This is a genomic window from Paenibacillus sp. JCM 10914, from assembly GCF_001315105.1.
GTDB lineage: Bacteria > Bacillota > Bacilli > Paenibacillales > Paenibacillaceae > Paenibacillus_AQ.
The window spans coordinates 176,301-192,959 of record NZ_BAZR01000006.1 but is presented as its reverse complement, the minus strand read 5'-3'; the positions used below and the strand labels follow the sequence as shown (position 1 = coordinate 192,959).

16 protein-coding genes and 3 pseudogenes are annotated in these 16,659 nt (G+C 50.0%); 4 read left to right on the top strand and 15 right to left on the bottom strand.

Annotated elements, in window-relative coordinates; genetic code table 11:
- Positions 1-169 precede the first annotated feature (169 nt).
- The 4 genes and pseudogenes from JCM10914_RS10560 to JCM10914_RS10550 form a co-directional block, all read right to left on the bottom strand.
- On the bottom strand, positions 170-1,147 hold the full coding sequence (locus JCM10914_RS10560) for a ring-cleaving dioxygenase (protein WP_023960510.1): 978 nt from the start codon (positions 1,145-1,147) through the stop codon (positions 170-172).
- A gap of 176 nt (positions 1,148-1,323) precedes the next feature.
- The gene (gene def, locus JCM10914_RS10555) at positions 1,324-1,845 is read right to left on the bottom strand and encodes a peptide deformylase (RefSeq protein WP_036717635.1); all 522 of its coding nucleotides are present in this window, start codon (positions 1,843-1,845) and stop codon (positions 1,324-1,326) included.
- Between the two features lie 54 nt (positions 1,846-1,899).
- A pseudogene (locus tag JCM10914_RS31335) lies at positions 1,900-2,067 on the bottom strand (helix-turn-helix domain-containing protein); the annotation flags it as partial.
- A gap of 173 nt (positions 2,068-2,240) precedes the next feature.
- Positions 2,241-3,185 (bottom strand): DMT family transporter, encoded by a 945-nt coding sequence (locus JCM10914_RS10550; RefSeq protein WP_023960506.1) that lies wholly within the window; start codon positions 3,183-3,185, stop codon positions 2,241-2,243.
- 125 nt (positions 3,186-3,310) lie between these two features.
- Between JCM10914_RS10550 and JCM10914_RS10545 the strand changes: the two genes are divergently transcribed.
- The 4 genes and pseudogenes from JCM10914_RS10545 to JCM10914_RS10530 all read left to right on the top strand — a co-directional run bounded on the left by JCM10914_RS10545 (position 3,311) and on the right by JCM10914_RS10530 (position 7,810).
- A complete protein-coding gene (locus tag JCM10914_RS10545) occupies positions 3,311-4,000 on the top strand; it encodes a response regulator transcription factor (protein WP_023960504.1) in 690 nt (229 codons plus the stop codon).
- Positions 3,997-5,001 carry a sensor histidine kinase gene (locus JCM10914_RS10540; RefSeq protein WP_023960502.1) on the top strand — a complete coding sequence of 335 codons (1,005 nt, stop codon included), beginning with the start codon at positions 3,997-3,999 and terminating at the stop codon, positions 4,999-5,001. Before JCM10914_RS10545 ends, JCM10914_RS10540 begins: the two co-directional genes overlap by 4 nt.
- Positions 5,002-5,104: 103 nt before the next feature.
- Entirely contained in the window at positions 5,105-5,866 is a 762-nt protein-coding gene (locus JCM10914_RS10535) for an ABC transporter ATP-binding protein (protein WP_023960500.1), read from the top strand.
- Positions 5,856-7,810 (top strand): annotated as a pseudogene (locus JCM10914_RS10530) (FtsX-like permease family protein). Before JCM10914_RS10535 ends, JCM10914_RS10530 begins: the two are co-directional and overlap by 11 nt.
- A 73-nt stretch (positions 7,811-7,883) precedes the next feature.
- Here JCM10914_RS10530 and JCM10914_RS10525 read toward each other — a convergent pair.
- From JCM10914_RS10525 to JCM10914_RS31325, 11 genes and pseudogenes are all read right to left on the bottom strand, one after another.
- Positions 7,884-8,279 carry a hypothetical protein gene (locus JCM10914_RS10525; RefSeq protein WP_036717633.1) on the bottom strand — a complete coding sequence of 132 codons (396 nt, stop codon included), beginning with the start codon at positions 8,277-8,279 and terminating at the stop codon, positions 7,884-7,886.
- An 88-nt stretch (positions 8,280-8,367) separates the two neighbouring features.
- On the bottom strand, positions 8,368-8,898 hold the full coding sequence (locus tag JCM10914_RS10520) for a hypothetical protein (RefSeq protein WP_036717629.1): 531 nt from the start codon (positions 8,896-8,898) through the stop codon (positions 8,368-8,370).
- A 15-nt stretch (positions 8,899-8,913) separates the two neighbouring features.
- Entirely contained in the window at positions 8,914-9,603 is a 690-nt protein-coding gene (locus tag JCM10914_RS10515; RefSeq protein WP_036717626.1) for an amidase domain-containing protein, read from the bottom strand.
- A 375-nt stretch (positions 9,604-9,978) separates the two neighbouring features.
- Positions 9,979-11,313: a D-arabinono-1,4-lactone oxidase gene (locus tag JCM10914_RS10510; RefSeq protein WP_023960488.1), complete on the bottom strand. Its 1,335-nt coding sequence runs from the start codon at positions 11,311-11,313 to the stop codon at positions 9,979-9,981.
- Positions 11,310-12,497, bottom strand: a complete 1,188-nt coding sequence (locus JCM10914_RS10505) for an amino acid deaminase/aldolase (protein ID WP_023960486.1) — start codon at positions 12,495-12,497, stop codon at positions 11,310-11,312. Before JCM10914_RS10505 ends, JCM10914_RS10510 begins: the two co-directional genes overlap by 4 nt.
- Positions 12,498-12,666: 169 nt before the next feature.
- Positions 12,667-13,446: an IclR family transcriptional regulator gene (locus JCM10914_RS10500; RefSeq protein WP_023960484.1), complete on the bottom strand. Its 780-nt coding sequence runs from the start codon at positions 13,444-13,446 to the stop codon at positions 12,667-12,669.
- A 4-nt stretch (positions 13,447-13,450) separates the two neighbouring features.
- The gene (locus JCM10914_RS10495) at positions 13,451-14,095 is read right to left on the bottom strand and encodes an ABC transporter permease (protein WP_023960482.1); all 645 of its coding nucleotides are present in this window, start codon (positions 14,093-14,095) and stop codon (positions 13,451-13,453) included.
- Positions 14,095-15,057 (bottom strand): ABC transporter ATP-binding protein, encoded by a 963-nt coding sequence (locus tag JCM10914_RS10490; protein ID WP_023960480.1) that lies wholly within the window; start codon positions 15,055-15,057, stop codon positions 14,095-14,097. Before JCM10914_RS10490 ends, JCM10914_RS10495 begins: the two co-directional genes overlap by 1 nt.
- 84 nt (positions 15,058-15,141) lie before the next feature.
- Positions 15,142-16,047 carry a glycine betaine ABC transporter substrate-binding protein gene (locus JCM10914_RS10485; RefSeq protein ID WP_023960478.1) on the bottom strand — a complete coding sequence of 302 codons (906 nt, stop codon included), beginning with the start codon at positions 16,045-16,047 and terminating at the stop codon, positions 15,142-15,144.
- 22 nt (positions 16,048-16,069) lie between these two features.
- Complete coding sequence (locus JCM10914_RS31330; RefSeq protein ID WP_023960476.1) at positions 16,070-16,345, bottom strand: ABC transporter permease subunit; 276 nt, start codon at positions 16,343-16,345, stop codon at positions 16,070-16,072.
- A gap of 92 nt (positions 16,346-16,437) precedes the next feature.
- Positions 16,438-16,539 (bottom strand): annotated as a pseudogene (locus tag JCM10914_RS31325) (ABC transporter permease); the annotation flags it as partial.
- Between the last annotated feature and the right edge of the window lie 120 nt (positions 16,540-16,659).

Sequence of the window (16,659 nt, the reverse complement as noted above, 5' to 3'; positions counted from 1 at the left end):
CCTCAGCCCGTTAGTCATCAATTCCTATACAGTATTTGTATTTAAACTGAAATTAATGTACCTAATCGGGAGGTGCAACAGAATGAGTGAGCTGTACATCGTCAAAGAAGCAGCCCTGAACTTGCTGGTCGCAAGCCGGACTGCTTCCTACTGAATCATAAATTCGCAATTATTCCTTCGCGAATTCCTTATCACTGCGCACCGTATCAATCGGTCGCACCATCCGCTCGATCTGCTCACGCTTCGGCTCCAGGAATGGTGGGAGGGAAAGCTTCTCACCCAGTGTTTCATATGGCTCATCGCCCATAAATCCCGGTCCATCTGTGGCGAATTCGAACAGGATTTGCGGTGCGACACGTGCATACAGTGACTGGAAAAAATGGCGGTCTACAAACCCCGACGTATGATACTGGAAGTCATCCAGTCGTTTGATCCAGTGCTCCAGAACATTCCGATCCTCTACACGGAAGGCCGCATGGTGAACTGTACCAAAGCCTTGGATACTGCGCGGCAACACGGCATTATAATCCACAACCACCTGTGCCCCGTTACCTCCCTCGCCCACTTCAAACAGATGCAGTGCGCCTTCCTTGCCAATCTCCTTAAATTCCAGTACCGTCTCCATCATTTCCTTGAAATGATCGAAATTTGATACTCGGACAAATATCGGACCCAGCCCCGTAATCGCATACTCCAGCGGAATCGGCCCCTTCTGCCATGGCGTTCCTGATGCTATGCCCTGATTGTTCTCATCCGAGATCAGTTGATAGTGCTGATCGTCAAAGTCCACGAAGGACAGCGTCTTCTTACCAAACAGCTCCTTAATGCCATAATTCTTCACTGCCAGCCGGTCCAATCGTTTCACCCAATAGTCGAGTGCCGCATCGTCTGGAACACGGAATGAAGTCTTGTAAATCTCATCCGTACCGTGTCGACCTTTCGGAATGCCGGGGAAATCAAAGAATGTCATGTCCGTTCCCGCATTTCCTCTATCATCGGCGAAAAACAAATGATATGTCTGAATATCATCCTGATTCACAGTCTTCTTCACAAGGCGCATGCCGAGTACATAAGTGAAAAACTCATAGTTCTTCTCCGCGCTGCTGGTAATCGCTGTTACATGATGTATTCCCTTTAATCCATTCATGATTATACTCCTCCAGTATTGGTATTATCAAAAGTATGAGTAAGCCGGTTACGCATTATTATTTCGAACTAATATATCTTTAATTTAAGATAATATTAACACAGCTTTTCACTACTGTCAAACGAACTATGACTACGCAATGAAAAAGGACACCCGAAAGGCATCCTTTTATCATTTCATGTTCCTGTATTCGATAATCCGAGCACCGGTAGCAATTCGATTCGGCGATGAGTCTCCTCATGATAGAGCCACTCATCCTGAATATGATCAACGAACAATACGCCATTCAGATGATCGATCTCATGCTGCATGCATCTGGCCAGATAACCTTCTCCCTCTAACAAGATCGTCTCCCCTTTACGGTTCAACGTCTTCACAATCACCCGTTCAGCCCGCTTCACATAGCCATAATACCCTGGATAGGACAGACAGGCTTCGGGGCCGAGCTGCTGCTCCCCGTCCGTCTCCACAATCTCGGGATTAATCAGTTCAATCAATCCTTCTCCGCAGTCCATCACAACCAACCTGCGCAAGATCCCGATCTGAGGCGCAGCAAGACCCGCGCGACCTTCACGATCGTACAGTGTCTCTGCCATATCATCCAGTATCTTCACGACCCTGGTATTCACGTTGTCCACCGGACGAGCGGTCTTACGCAGAATAGGGTCGCCAAACGGCACTATCGTTCTTACTGTCATGCTTTTGTTAAGCCTCCCTGGTTTTGGATGGTGGTGTATATACCACAACTCACTTGGGGTACAAGATAAAGTCGTACAAAGAGCGTCTAACGTCTCCGCCTTCATCTGCCGCGGCTGACCGTTCAGCAAGGCGCTAATCGATGCAGCCGAAAGACTGTAGTTCGCCTTCTGCTTCATCAATCGGGCTAACGCCGCCCCGGACCATATCCCTCTATCGGCCATGACATTCCGTAGCATCCATACGAGCAAAACTCCCGCCTCCGATATCCGAAATATTAGGTATTACCTTATTTTATTAGGTAATACCTAATTAATCAAGATACTTCCGCTAGGCAAGTGATACGAATATTCTTGTATGGGATGGCCTTAATTCATATGGAGAGTTTGGTTAATATTCAATTTTTCTGAATGGACCTTATGACCGCTGATCGAGACTTATGATGTCCCGCCAGACTGACGCCGATCACGCCAGTAATGACTAGCACTGCTCCTAGGATATGATAGTACGCAATCTGTTCCTGCAGAAAGAGTACGCCAGCGAAGATGGTAATGATGGTCGACAGATTATTAAAGATGGACATACGCGAAGCTTCAAGCTGGGACAAAGTATAGTTCGCCAGCAGCGAGGTTCCAAGTGACGCCAACACCCCCAGATAGAGAACTGACCATACGAAAGTCGGATGGGAAAAAGCAGCGAAATATTGAGATACATTTCCCACGGCAGCGTGTCTTGATACGGATATAACATTGAACGTGACAAATCCGAGCAGAGACATCATAAACGTAATATCAAGCACGGACTGCTTCTGGGTCAGCCTGCGAGCCATGACCGTGTACACGGACGTCGATAAGGCCGATAACAGAATGAGGATAATGCCGAGCGTACTGGAAGAAGCCAATGAGACGCCTTTCAAGACAAAGATCAGGATAACCCCCGCCACCGATATGGCGGTGAAAGACTTTTGCAGCGCGTTCGAATGCTCCTTCAGAAACAGTGAAGCAAGCAGCATCGTGAAGATCGGTACGGTAGCGTTTATAATGCCGGCCTCGGCCGAAGTGGTATAAACAAGTCCCAAAGTCTGCAGGATGAAGAACAGGAGTGGGTAAAACACGGCCAGCGGTATGACGGCCAGCATCTCCTTCTTCCTCCATCTGAAGCGTCTGCGTGTCATCAGCAGTGCAGCGGAAGCAGCGGCAAGCGAGATCGTAAAGCGGTGCGCCAGCGTATCCAGCGGATCTGCAATCGTGATTGCCATCTTGGCGAACATGAAGGAGAAACCAATAATCAGGGTATAGAGTAATACGGCGGCATAAGCGCGTCCTTTACGCGGTGTATTCATTTGTATAAGCTCCCTTCCTCTATCCTATAGCCGTTATTCATAAACCCCATCACGAATAGCGCATAATAGATATTTACTATACACTGGGAATTAAATGCGAAATACATCAAAGTGTGGTGATCCCATTGTTTAACATTATGCTAATTGAAGACGATGTGACCTTATTTCAGGAAGTGAAGGAACGACTGTCGCAGTGGTCGTATACCGTGCATGGGGTACAGGATTTCAGCCAGGTCCTGCAAGAATTTACAGCTCTGCATCCAGACCTCGTCATTATTGATATCCAACTGCCCAAGTTCGACGGCTTTCACTGGTGCCGCATGATCCGTTCCCATTCCAATGTACCGATCATCTTCCTGTCCTCGAGAGACCACCCGACCGACATGGTGATGTCCATGCAGCTTGGTGCAGATGATTTTATACAGAAGCCGTTTCATTTCGAAGTGCTTGTAGCCAAGCTCCAAGCTACGCTTCGCCGCGTGTATAACTACAATGCCGAGCGGACCGAGCTGAGGGTATGGCGAGGGGCAACGGTTGAATATGTTAAGAATACGATTAGCACCCCAGATGGGGCTGCCTTGCTCACCAAGAATGAAATGCTGATTCTCAAGTTGCTGATTGAGCGCAAGAATGAAATCGTAAGCCGGGATGAGTTAATTAAGAACTTATGGGACAACGAACACTTCGTTAGTGACAATACGCTGACCGTCAATGTGAACCGGCTGCGCAAGAAACTGGAGACGATCGGCCTTGACCCTTATATCGAAACCAAGGTGGGACAAGGCTATATGGCTACCGAAGAGGTGCATATATGATCATGGTCTATCTCCGGGAACGTTTGAGCTGGATTCTGTTCTTCCTGTGCCTGCAGTTTCTTCTCCTGTTCGTGGCAGCCATCGATGCCCAAATCCCGTTCCTGCCGATGCTCTATATCGTCTTTCTATCCATTCTCATCTTTGGGGTCTTTCTCTTCGTCCAGTACAACCGGGAGACCAAGTTCTACAAAAGCCTTCAAGTGTGGGACGATACTTACGATTTAGCATCGATCAGCGAACCGGAACGACCATTCGAGGCCATCGCCATGGACATCCTCACGCTGCAAACCGAGCGCTACAAGCGGGAAACCTCCGCACATCGGACGGAGCTGGAACAGGAGAAGGACGAGCTGTTGTCCTGGATTCACGAAGTGAAGACTCCGCTGACCACGATGCGGCTGATGATCGAACGTCTGGAAGATGACACGCTCCAATCACAGCTCATGTACGAGTGGCTCCGGATCCATCATCTGCTGGACCAGCAGCTCCATCACAAGCGCATCCCGTTCATTCAGAACGATCTGTATATGGAGCGCTTGGCGCTGGAACCGATTCTGTATGCCGAGATACGGGCACTACGGTCATGGTGTCTGCAAAAAGGCATCGGCTTCGACGTCTCTCTTCAAGCGACGGAAGTGCTGACGGACGGGAAGTGGCTCGGTTTTATCCTCCGCCAATTGCTAACGAACGCCGTGAAGTACAGCGAGACTTCGGATATCGTGATCGAGAGCTATATGGAGGGAGATCATGTGCGATTGCTCGTACAGGACTCAGGTCGGGGCATCGATCCGCAGGACTTACCGCGGATTTTTGACAGAGGCTTCACGTCCACGACACAGCACCAAGACCATGCGGCCACTGGCATGGGACTATATTTAACGCAAAAGGTAGCGGATGCCCTTCGTATTCAAGTGGCTGTCGCCTCGACTTCCGGTCAAGGAACCGCCTTCACCCTCACGTTTCCACGCAAGAACGACGTATTGCAAATAACCGGCGTGTGACAACAATGTCACATGCTTTTGCAATTTGTTCGTTCAATCGAAGGCGAAGAAGCCCTTCGCTCCTATATCATAGAAGTCAGAGACAACAAAGGAGTGAATGAAATTGGCTATACTTGAAGCGACTCAAATTCATAAAAGCTACGGCAATAAATTTAATAAACAAGACGTTCTGCGGGGAGTGGATCTTCGCGTGGAGAAGGGAGAATTCGTCAGTATCATGGGCGCGTCCGGTTCAGGTAAGACCACGCTCTTGAATGTACTCTCCTCTATCGATAAGGTGAGCCTCGGCAGCATCAAGATCGAAGGCAAGGAATTCACCGGCATGAAGGAGAAGGAGCTAGCCGAATTCCGCAAACATCATCTCGGATTTATTTTTCAGGAATATAACTTGCTGGATACCCTCACCGTGAAGGAAAATATTCTGCTTCCCTTATCGATCCAGAACGTATCCAAAAAAGAAGCTCATCGCAAATTTCAAACCATCGCCACCGAGCTTGGCATCCATGAGCTTGCGAACAAATATCCAAACGAGATTTCCGGCGGTCAGAAACAGCGCACCTCCGCGGCTCGTGCGTTCATTCATGATCCAAGCATTATTTTTGCGGATGAACCAACCGGAGCGCTCGATTCCAAATCGGCGTCAGATCTGCTCAACAAACTTAGCGATTTGAACCAAAAAATCTCCTCAACGATCATTATGGTGACCCATGACCCCGTAGCCGCCAGCTACTGCAGCCGTGTCGTATTCATCAAGGACGGGCAGATTTACACCCAATTGAACAAGGGAGAGCAGAGCAGACAGGCCTTCTTCAACGACATCATCAAGACGCAAGGCGTGCTAGGCGGTGTCCAGTATGAACATTAATGACCTCATCTACCGCAATCTGAAGAAAAATATCAAAAACTATTATCTCTATGTGTTCGCGTTGATCTTCAGCGTGGGCTTGTACTTCTCGTTTGTCACTCTGCAGTATGACCCTGCTATGGATGAAGCGGCGGGCAGCATTAAGGGCGGAGCCGCACTTGGAGCCTCTTCGGTATTGCTCGTGGGAATCGTGGCGATCTTCCTGCTGTACGCCAATACCATCTTCATCAAACGACGGAGCAAAGAGATCGGATTGTTCCAGTTAATCGGATTAACGAAGGGGCGCATCTTCCGAATCTTGAGCGCCGAGAACCTCATTCTATATTTTGGCTCCATGGTGATTGGCATCTTCGCCGGCTTTGCAGCCTCCAGATTGATCCTGATGATATTGTTTAAAGTGACGGGGGTCGATACTGAGGCATCCTTATCATTTAGGGTGGAGGCATTGCTGCAGACGGTGATTGTATTCGCCGCCATCTACGTGCTTATCATGATCATGAACTATGCGTTCATCAAGAGACAGAGCATCTTATCACTCTTCCGCGCAGTATCCACAACGGAGAACCAGATCAAGAAAATGTCGATTCTGGAGGTGTTGATGGGCATTGCCGGCATTGGCCTGATCGGGCTGGGGTATTACGTGTCGACCAAGCTCTTCGGCGGCGATTTCACCTCCATGAATGAATTGTTTCTGGCCATGATCCTGATTCTGGGATCGGTCATCTTCGGCACTTATTTGTTCTATAAAGGCTCCGTCAGCTTTATTTTCAATGCGATCCGCAAGAGCAAGGGCGGTTATCTGTCACTGAACGAAGTACTGTCCCTGTCCTCCATCATGTTTCGCATGAAATCGAACGCCTTGTTATTGACGATTATTACGACCGTGTCTGCGCTTGCAATCGGTCTCTTGTCACTCAGCTACATTTCTTACTATTCAGCGGAGAAATCCTCCGAGCAGAGCGTGCCGAATCATTTTGCCGTGGCTAAGCCAGACGACTTAGCTGCCTTCAAGCAGGCACTCATCGAGGAAGATATCGAATTCAAGGAAATCGAGCGCGAAGTTCTGCAAATCGAGACCGACGTATCCCAGGTCATCGGTTCCATCGGCGTACAGGTGGAAGGCAAGAATGGAGATCCGAATCTGATGACGATTCCAGTGCTCAGCGATAAGAGCATCCCCGGCCTTGATGTCACTCCTGAAGAAGTGCTCTTCACGGGCTCAAGCGACGCCATCGAGCAATTCATGCGATTCAGGATAGCGGCCAGATTGAATTCAGAGGGCAGACGGAGCGTATTCAGCAGGAACTGATCGGCCTGAACAAAGACGCCTATATTTCCTATCAGTATTCCAGCGGCGGCTTACCGACGGCTATTGTAGACGACACAATATTCGAACGTTTATCCGTTGACCTGAATCCCGACGTCCAGGAGCTGCCCCAAGTCTATCACGGTATCGATATTGTTGATGTCACGAAGCTTGACCAAGCCAACATGCTCTTTAAACAGCTTGACCTTGAGGGTCAATTCGGCAATCTGTCCCAGCGTGAAATGCTGATTACCCAGAAGAGCAACATGGGGCTGATCATGTTCATCGTCGGCTTCCTGGGACTCACCTTCCTCATCACCTCGGGCTGTATCCTCTATTTCAAGCAGATGGATGAAGGTGAGGAAGAACGACCGAACTATACGATTCTGCGAAAGCTCGGATTCACTCAGAGTAATCTGCTGCGCGGTATTCAATTCAAACAGCTGTTCAATTTCGGGATTCCGCTGATCGTGGGTTTGTCGCACAGCTACTTCGCGGTCCAGTCCGGCTGGTTCTTCTTCGGCACGGAGCTGTGGATGCCGATGGTGATCGTCATGCTGCTATATACCGGACTATATTCCATCTTCGGTCTGTTGTCCGTCCTGTTCTATAAGCGTGTGATTAAGGAATCCTTATAACGCGCCACAAGGGGCAATCCATGGGAAGTCATGCGACTTCCGGGATTGCCCCTTGTTCCTGCAATACACACAGCTACTTGATCCTGAATCCTTCAAGGTAATAGGCAGCCGTCGACGTATCGTTCTTTAAGTACAGCTCCACGGTTTCACCGCTCGTCTTGCAGACGGAGACCGTTATGGTGAAGTAATGCGCCCCATGCATCGCGTCCACAGCACGGGCATGATTCCCTTCTTCCTTCATCGTCACCTGCTCGTTCAACGATTCGATTCGTTCACAAGCGAAGAACGGGTACTGTTCATGGAAAATCTCCTGCATCGACGAGCGAATCACAGGATGCAACTGCTGTAACAGCGCCCGTTCGAGCTCAAGCTCTTTCGGTTTCTGTGCGTGGGCACCGGACCCTATGCAGAAGAGGAACAGGATTAGACTGCATGTGGTAAGGAAGAAAACTTTTACACGGGGATGCACGAATGGCTCATCCTTTTCTTCGTTTTCCCAACAGGATTCCCCTGGGACTTTCTATTTAGCCGAGTAATCAGGACTTCATGATTAGTACCTATTCATATTGTTCCGGGTACAACTCCTTATTTAGTTCACTTGTTGCTTCCATGAACTGATCCAATAAGGATTCCCCAGCATCAGATTTACTCAACGTTTGGCTTTGGGCCTGATTTTCGAACTGAGCGATCAATGCTCCTTTTTTCTCCAGCTCTATCAAAACTCGTTGCACAGCCGGATCTTCGGAATTCTGCTGGTCAGCATAATAGGCACTTTCAATCGCGTATAGGTCTTTATAGCCTGCAAAAACCTCGTTAAACTCGTCAATGGCGCTTGATGGATGGAGTTCAGCTTCTAATTCTCCGGCCCTGCTCCCCAGTTCTTTAAGCTTCTGTTCATCGGCTGTTGTAGCTCCAGGTGCATCAGCAATTTGTTTCTGTGCTTCATAGCTTTCATTTGCATATGAAACCTTCTCTTGCAGGGATGGACTGTTAGCATTAATCTTATTCGCGTTCATGTTAGCCCACGTCCCCCCCGCAATGGCCACAGCACTGCAGACAGAAAGAATGATCCACGTTCTTTTCTTCAACTTTGCTCAGCTCCTTTAGCTTTTAATTTTGATGGATACAATCCACGAGCCGTAAGCGACATAGGATTTTAGCGAGATATCCTTGTTCCATGTGCCGTTGTTAACAGAATGTTGTGCGACTTTAAGATCGTTGCCTGGCCCATAACCATTTACTATTTGTGAATGGATCGTATGTCCCGCTGAATTAACGTGTTGGACAATATCTCCCCGATACAATTCATTATAGATGGGTTGGAAGTTATTGCTTAATTCCTGTGATGTATATTTTGTTGCCCTGTATGCCTTTTTCCCACCTTGATCGTTGATCACCGCAAAATGCTCCCGGAATTGATGTGCCCCGGTCCAAGAAGAAGTTCTCGGATTTGTAGACGGCGGAACATGAGGGCCATAATAGTACCAATCAACCGTATTTCGATTCTGTCCTTTGGTTCCGTTAAAAGGCAATCCGCCTCCTTCATACAATGCTTGGGATACAAAGTTAGTGCAATCCCCTCCGTCACTGTTACTTCCATAATTAGCGTAATTAGGATTGGCTTGTGTTGCCCATGTTTCAGCATAATCGGCGGCGGCACCGCGGTTAAACGAGCTATTCGTGCTTGTTGAATTCGTGAACATGACTTCTGCTGCGAGCGCTTGTGATGACATTAAGAGCGTGGAACAGGCAACAACACTGGCAACAAATGCTGACTTCAACTTTCGTTTCAACTAAAATCCAGCCCCTCCCGCGACTCTCCGTTTAGCTAATCGTAAAGCTAATCCGATAATGTAATTACGAGTTGTCCGCCTTACCCCTGGCTAAGCAAAGAGTGCTATAATTTTTATATTGCAACAGGACAACAGGAATTTCCCCACAATTAAGGCATTCCCGCTGAAACCTGGCACAACCAAGCCTTCTCTTAATATAGACGCTCCAAAATAGTAAATAGTTGCATTTAATTGTAATTTTTTTACTATAAAATTAAAACAATAGGACTATCATTGTACGGGAAACGATGATGTCTTCTTGCTCGTATTCATGCTAAAGAACCCTTAGCTGTTCGCAACAGCTAAGGGTTCAATTTGAATTCCCTCCAATAGGACTTACACAATCTCTCGATTCGCATCCGCCCTCGGATTCGTGATCCCGAATAACTTGCCTACGTAATCATTCAGGAAAATCCCGTCCGGATCCAGCTCATGGCGGACCTGCTGAAACGATTCCCACATCGGGTACATCTCTTGCAATTGCGCGGCTTCCAGCGAGTGCATCTTCCCCCAATGCGGTCTGCCGCCATACCGCAGAAATATTCGCTCCATCGCGTTAAAATATTCTGCATGCGGCATGCCCCTGTACATATGGATCGCGATATAAGCCGAGTCTCTGCCGTAGGCCGGACTCAGCCAAATGTCGTCGCCTTTGGCATATCGGCATTCTACGGGAAAATGTACCCGATACGGCTTGCGCGATAGCTCGATCCGCATCTCCTCAATCACAGCATTCATCGCTTCTGCCGGCAGGTTATACTCCATCTCGTTAAACCGAACAAGACGCTGTGTCGCGAACAGTTTATGGCTGTGATGGACCTTGCGGCCAAGCGGGACTTGCGATGCGGAGAAGCGGCTGACAAGGGTACTGGTTTGCGGTACTTTACGACACAACTCCGAGACCCATCCGAACAGCGTATTCTCCACCAACACTTCATTTATGTAATCCTTGACCGGGTGATCTTTCGGTTCATCCTGCGTTAGGTTCATCGTCTTGATCTGGCAAGGCAACGCATAAGGGAACCAATAGAATTCAAAATGGCGATTCGCTTCAGCCCATTGAGCCTGCTGTTGCAGGCACTCATCCAAGGTGACCCGGCGGCTGACATACTCCAATCGATAGGCAGGCTCGAGTCTCAAGGTAATCTGCACGATGATGCCGAGTGTACCCAGTGATACCTGCAATGCTTTGAACCGCTTCAGATCCGACTCGGCCGTGCATTCCATCACCTCGCCCGTACCCGTCACGACCGTGAATCCTACCACCTGCGTCGAGATGTTGCCAAATGTCCTTCCGGTACCATGCGTGCCCGTACTGATCGCCCCCGCAATGGACTGCACATCAATATCCCCCAGATTCTCTTGTGCCAGGCCGTGCTGAAACAACAGCTCCCCGAGCAGCTTCAGCTTCGTTCCCGCCCATACCTTAGCTGTCCTTGACTGCGTATCCACATGCACGAGCCCTTGCATATGATCCAGCGATACCAGGCAATCCTCCGATGCCGCAATGGGCGTGAACGAATGACCCGATCCAACCACGCGCAGCCGGCGGCCCTCTTGTCGACACATCTGCACGAGCTTCACTACATCATCGATCGAAGCCGGATTCAACACGATTTGCGGCCTCGCTTGTACCGATCCGGACCAATTCGACCACATGCTCTGCGTCATAGAAAACACTCTCCCATTCCACGATAGGTAGCATACTCATCCACAATGCGGCCTTGCGAGACCGCATATAACGTATTGAACCGCTCGCATAACTCACCCGCCTTGGCATGGCGGAAAAATACCGGATCGCCCAGTTTGAGCTGCGTTTGCTCCGGCAATTGCAGCGGCGTCTGCACCTCACCTACGCCTTCCAGCGCAAGGAGCCTGAGTCCTGTGGGCAAATAAGGTTTAGCCAGCTTGTCTTGGCCCACAGCCCCGGACGCGGTATATCCCCCGCCCATGCATGTTACAAGCCCGGGCTTCGGAATTCGCACAACCTCAACGGCATAAGCGGCCGCCGGTTTATAACGGAATGAAGCGTAATGATCGAATAAGCCTGGTGCGTAGAATCCTGAGCCAGCCGTAATCTCCGTGACCCACGCTTCCTGTCTCGAACTCTCCATGCTGCCTGTCCCGCCGGCGTTCACGAAGCGAAGGGCAACCTTCATTAATGCAAGCTGCTCCACGACTTCCTGCCTGCGTTTAGCCGCTTCCACGATGGAACGCTTCTTCAGGAATTGCACGGCTTGATTCTTCAGCCACTTTCCTGCCGCATTGTCACCAACGCCTGCCACTTGCGCCTCATACCCCATGATGCCATCCAGACGAAGCCATGGGGATTGAAGAATTCGTTCCACAAGAGATTGCATGCCGTCCCATGATGATATCGGCGATCGCCATACCCCAAAGTGCAGGCCCGGATAACTCATCGACATATCGACATCGATACAGAGCGGTACAACGGTCCCCTGTTGTTTGGCGAACTGTTCGATATGCATAATATGCTCAAGACTATCCACCATGAGGGTGACCGACCGGCCATCGCCGACCAGATTAACTAGGGACTGGATCGCCTGCGGTTCCCACTGCGGGTACCCTAGCAGCAGATCGTCAAAACCGTGTCCTGCCAGAAAAACCGCTTCCGCGGCGGTATAACACATGATCCCCTGAAAGGCCGGATCGGCATTCAAAATACGGCGCAGCACATCCACCGAGCGGATCGACTTGCTGGCGAGCCGTACTTTCTTGCTGCCAGCCGCTTGTGCAATAGCCCTAGCATTGTCATCCAGCATGTCCAGATCCAGCATCGCAAACGGCCTCGGGGTATTCGCAAATATATCTTTATAGTACTCGTATGTCGACACCCTATATCAACACCTCCGCTTCCTTGACACCTATGGCCTATGCCTCATGATATTCTCGAAGCTAGCGGATTATCCTTCTCTCCGGCGATGGATTTTGCCGAAAAAAACAAAGAGGCCGCCGAGCAATATACTCGACAGCTGTATCATGACTAAATATATACGTTAATCCCTAACCACCGAGCTTAACCGAGATCCGCGAAGCCGCATCCCTCACCTGATCGATCAGTTTCGGAATATCCTCCTTACTTAGCCGATGAACGGGTCCTGCAACGGACAAGCTGGCCATAATGTTCTGCTGCGGGTCGAATATCGGCGCCGCCATGGCAAATACATCGCTATCTACCTCGCCCAGTGTAAGAGCATACCCTTGTTCACGAATCGCTTCCAGATCCTGCACCAACTGCAGACGGCTCTCCTCGGACTGCTTCTCTCCAAACAGTTTCAGCATTTCCTTGACCACCCGCTCACTCTCAAACGCAAGCAGTGATTTGCCCGATGCACCTGAATTCAGCGGCAAGACCCTACCGCTTTCGATGGAGAAGCGGATAAGCCGCTTGCTTGTGACATGCTCGATACAGATGGCTTTCGATCCGGAACGGATGAACAAGACCGTGGTCTCTCCTGTCTCATCGGATAACTCCTCCATTATCGGTCTGGCCACCGTCAACAGTTCTCGTTCAATCTGTTGGGACAAGCTTCTGGCCAAATCAAAGATACGAAGACCAAGACCAATCTGCCCTCTGCCCTTTCGTTCAACAAATCCGTTCTTGATGAGGGTTTGGATGAAACGATAGGCCGTACTGTCCGGTATCCCCACCTTCTCCGCAATCTCGCTGACGGTAAGGGTGGAGCCTGACTCTGCAAGCACAAATAATATATCAATCGCACGTCCTAGCGTTTGTGTACCATTCATAATGAGCACCTCGGTCATCTGCAATTTCGTGATCATTATATCACATGCGCGATTCGCCGCGTGCCTTTAACATCGATATTTTCTCCAACCTTAGCAGTACCGTGTTCACCAGGATCGCAAGCACAGAAACAAACAGCGTCCCCCACACCATCTTGGGTACAGAGTTCTGGTACATACCTTCGAACAGAATCACACCGAGTCCCCCGGCATTGATCCATGCGGCAATCGTGGCGATACCGATAATAGATACCGAAGCGATGCGCAGTCCACCGATAATAACGGGGGTCGCAAGCGGCATTTCGATCTTCCGAAATAGCTGCCACTTGCTGTATCCCATCCCGGCTCCGGCTTCAATGACCGATGGATCAATGGATTGAAATCCGGCGATTACGTTCCGTACCAGAATCAGCTGACTGTATACAACCAAGGCAATGATGGCCGACTTAAAGCCGAGACCTACCAGCGGGATCAGCAGCGCGAACATACCTAGGCTGGGAATGGCGTAAATGATGCCGAGTATGGACAGAACGGGAATGGCGATCTTGCGATGACGGGACAACCAATATCCAACCGGAAGCGCGATCGCCGAGGCGATGGCCAGCGAGACTAAGGTCATGATGCAATGCTCGAGTAAGGCCGAGAACAGCGTTCCGTAATATCGGGCAAAATATTCTCCGATTCCCATCAGCGGCCTCCCACCAGGGATAGTTCATTCATCGTAATCTTACCGACCTCCTGACCATCCCCATCGACTACAACCACATAAGGCGAACGACCGTTATGCTTAAGCAGAAGCTGAAGCGCCTCTTTCAAGCTGCTGTCGAAGGTAATGCGGGGATAGCCCTCGGGTGCATCCTCAGTCAATGGCTCCATACTATCACCTGTCCGAACCAACTGCAGCCGTTGAAACAGATCATCTGACTGCACCAACCGCGATACAAATTCATTGGCCGGGTTATCGAGGATTACCAGCGGTTTGTCATACTGCTGAATCGTACCCTCGTTCATGACGATCATCCGGTCGCCCAACTTGAGCGCCTCGTCGATATCATGCGTAACGAACAGGATCGTCTTCCCGAGCTGTTTCTGAATGCCCTTTAGGTCATCCTGCAGCTTGGCCCGGGTAATGGCATCAATCGCACCAAACGGTTCGTCCATTAGCAGTACCGCCGGATCACCAGCCATCGCCCGGGCGATGCCCACTCGCTGCTGCTGTCCACCCGATAACTGACGGGGATAGCGATCTCTGAAACTCTCCGGCAGATGAACCAGTTCCAGCAGTTCCTTCACCCTTGCATCAACGCGACTGCGTTCCCATCCGAGAATATGCGGCACCGCTGCGATATTCTGTTCAATGGTCATATGCGGGAACAGACCGATCTGCTGGATCACGTAACCGATGCTGCGGCGCAGCTCCGTAAGCGGCTGCTGCCGGATATCCTTACCAAAGATCGAGATCGTGCCCGAGGTGGGCTCGATGATCCGGTTTACCATTTTTAATAACGTGGTCTTGCCGCAGCCAGAGGCCCCTAATATCGTGACGAACGACCCTTGATCAATGACGAGACTCGTTTCGTTGACCGACGGTTTTGAGGCCTTCGGGAACGTTTTCGACACTCCATCAAACACGATTGCTGATTTACTCATTCATTCATCCACTCCTTAGGCACCGGCCCTGACGCCGGCATTGCACGACCCATCCATCTCCAATCGGGAGATAATCGGGCGTTCTTATTTCAACAGTCCTTGCTCCTCCAGGAACGCCTTGGCCACATCAGCGTATTCCTTCTTATCGATATCAACCTCTGCGTTCAGCTTCTGAACGGTTTCGTTATCGAGCTTCGCGGATACTTCATTCAGGATTGTGGCAATTTCGGGGTCCTGTTCATTTAACTCCCCGCGAATAACCGGAGCTACAAAGTAAGGCGGCCAAAATTTCTGATCGTCCTCCAGCAGCACGAGTTCGGGGTTGGTCAGGTCACCGTCGGTCGTAAAGCCGACCGTTACATCCGCTTCACCGTCCAGAATGACACGGTATTTGATTCCATAATCGAACAGTTTGATGCTCTTGAAGTCCATCTGTCCATAGAAGTCATTAAGGCCCTTCAGACCATCCTCGCGTTCTTCGAATTCAGGCACGGCCGCCAGGTTCAGTTCAGGAGCAAGCTTGGGAAGATCGGAGATCTTGTACAGATTGTACTGCTCTGCAATCTTCTTCGTCGTCACGAGACCCTGGGAATCGTTCGCATCCGTCGGCTCGAGCCAGATCAGATTGAATTTATCCTTATACCCTTGGGATACTTCATCGTATACGACCTGGGCATCGGATTTGGGAGGAAGTTCCAGCACATTGATCAAGCCCGTCCCCGTATATTCGGGATAGAAATCAATCTCGCCGCTCTTCAGCGACTCGTGTGCAACCAAGGTTCCCCCCAGATTCAGCTTGCGGTCTACCTTGTAACCATGCTGTTCCAATGCAACTGCGTACATCTCCCCAAGAATCAGGGACTCGGTAAAGTTCTTAGAACCTACCTTAACTACCGGCTTGCCTGTGCTGTTATTACTTCCCGAGCATGCGCTGACAAGCATCGCTGCCCCAATCAATACAGTTAACATCAGAGTAAATCTTTTGTTCATATTCTTGGACTCCTCCCCCCATTTAGCGGGCGTATTTGGTAACGGATCTTTCGATCCAGGCAAAACTGACTTCGGAAAAAATAGCTAACATAGCAACCGGTATCGCCCCAACGAGCAGCAGCGAGAAGTTGTACATCCCCAGACCATTAATGATGAATGTCCCAAGTCCCCCTCCTCCGATAAAAGCCGCCAACGTCGCGCTGGCAACGACCTCAACTGTTGCGGTCTTAAGGCCCGACAAGAGAAGCGGCAATGCCAGTGGAAGCTCGATCTTCCGCAGAATCGTGCTTGAATCCATTCCGATTCCTGCAGCGGCCTCGACGATGGAAGCTCAATCGTACGAAAGCCCATATAGGTGTTAATCAAGATGGGCGGACAAGCCAGCAGTGTCAGCGCGATTAATGCCGGACCGAAGCCCGTCCCCATCAGCGGCAAAATAATGATAAGCACGGCCAGGCTCGGAATGACGCGCAGCGAGTTGAACAAGCCCATGACCGGACCGGTCAGCCACTGCTTCTTCGCGCAAAGAATGCCCAGCGGTATACACACAACAGCCGCAATGAGCAGGGCATACAAGCTGATCGTTACATGAACCTTCAACGCCTCCAAAAA

Coding starts and splice junctions, on each gene's coding strand:
- JCM10914_RS10560 (WP_023960510.1), bottom strand. CDS start 1,147: ATGAATGGATTAAAGGGAATACATCATGTAACAGCGATTACCAGCAGC.
- def (WP_036717635.1), bottom strand. CDS start 1,845: ATGACAGTAAGAACGATAGTGCCGTTTGGCGACCCTATTCTGCGTAAG.
- JCM10914_RS10550 (WP_023960506.1), bottom strand. CDS start 3,185: ATGAATACACCGCGTAAAGGACGCGCTTATGCCGCCGTATTACTCTAT.
- JCM10914_RS10540 (WP_023960502.1), top strand. CDS start 3,997: ATGATCATGGTCTATCTCCGGGAACGTTTGAGCTGGATTCTGTTCTTC.
- JCM10914_RS10510 (WP_023960488.1), bottom strand. CDS start 11,313: ATGACGCAGAGCATGTGGTCGAATTGGTCCGGATCGGTACAAGCGAGG.
- JCM10914_RS10500 (WP_023960484.1), bottom strand. CDS start 13,446: ATGATCACGAAATTGCAGATGACCGAGGTGCTCATTATGAATGGTACA.
- JCM10914_RS10495 (WP_023960482.1), bottom strand. CDS start 14,095: ATGGGAATCGGAGAATATTTTGCCCGATATTACGGAACGCTGTTCTCG.
- JCM10914_RS10490 (WP_023960480.1), bottom strand. CDS start 15,057: ATGAGTAAATCAGCAATCGTGTTTGATGGAGTGTCGAAAACGTTCCCG.
- JCM10914_RS10485 (WP_023960478.1), bottom strand. CDS start 16,047: ATGAACAAAAGATTTACTCTGATGTTAACTGTATTGATTGGGGCAGCG.
- JCM10914_RS31330 (WP_023960476.1), bottom strand. CDS start 16,345: ATGGATTCAAGCACGATTCTGCGGAAGATCGAGCTTCCACTGGCATTG.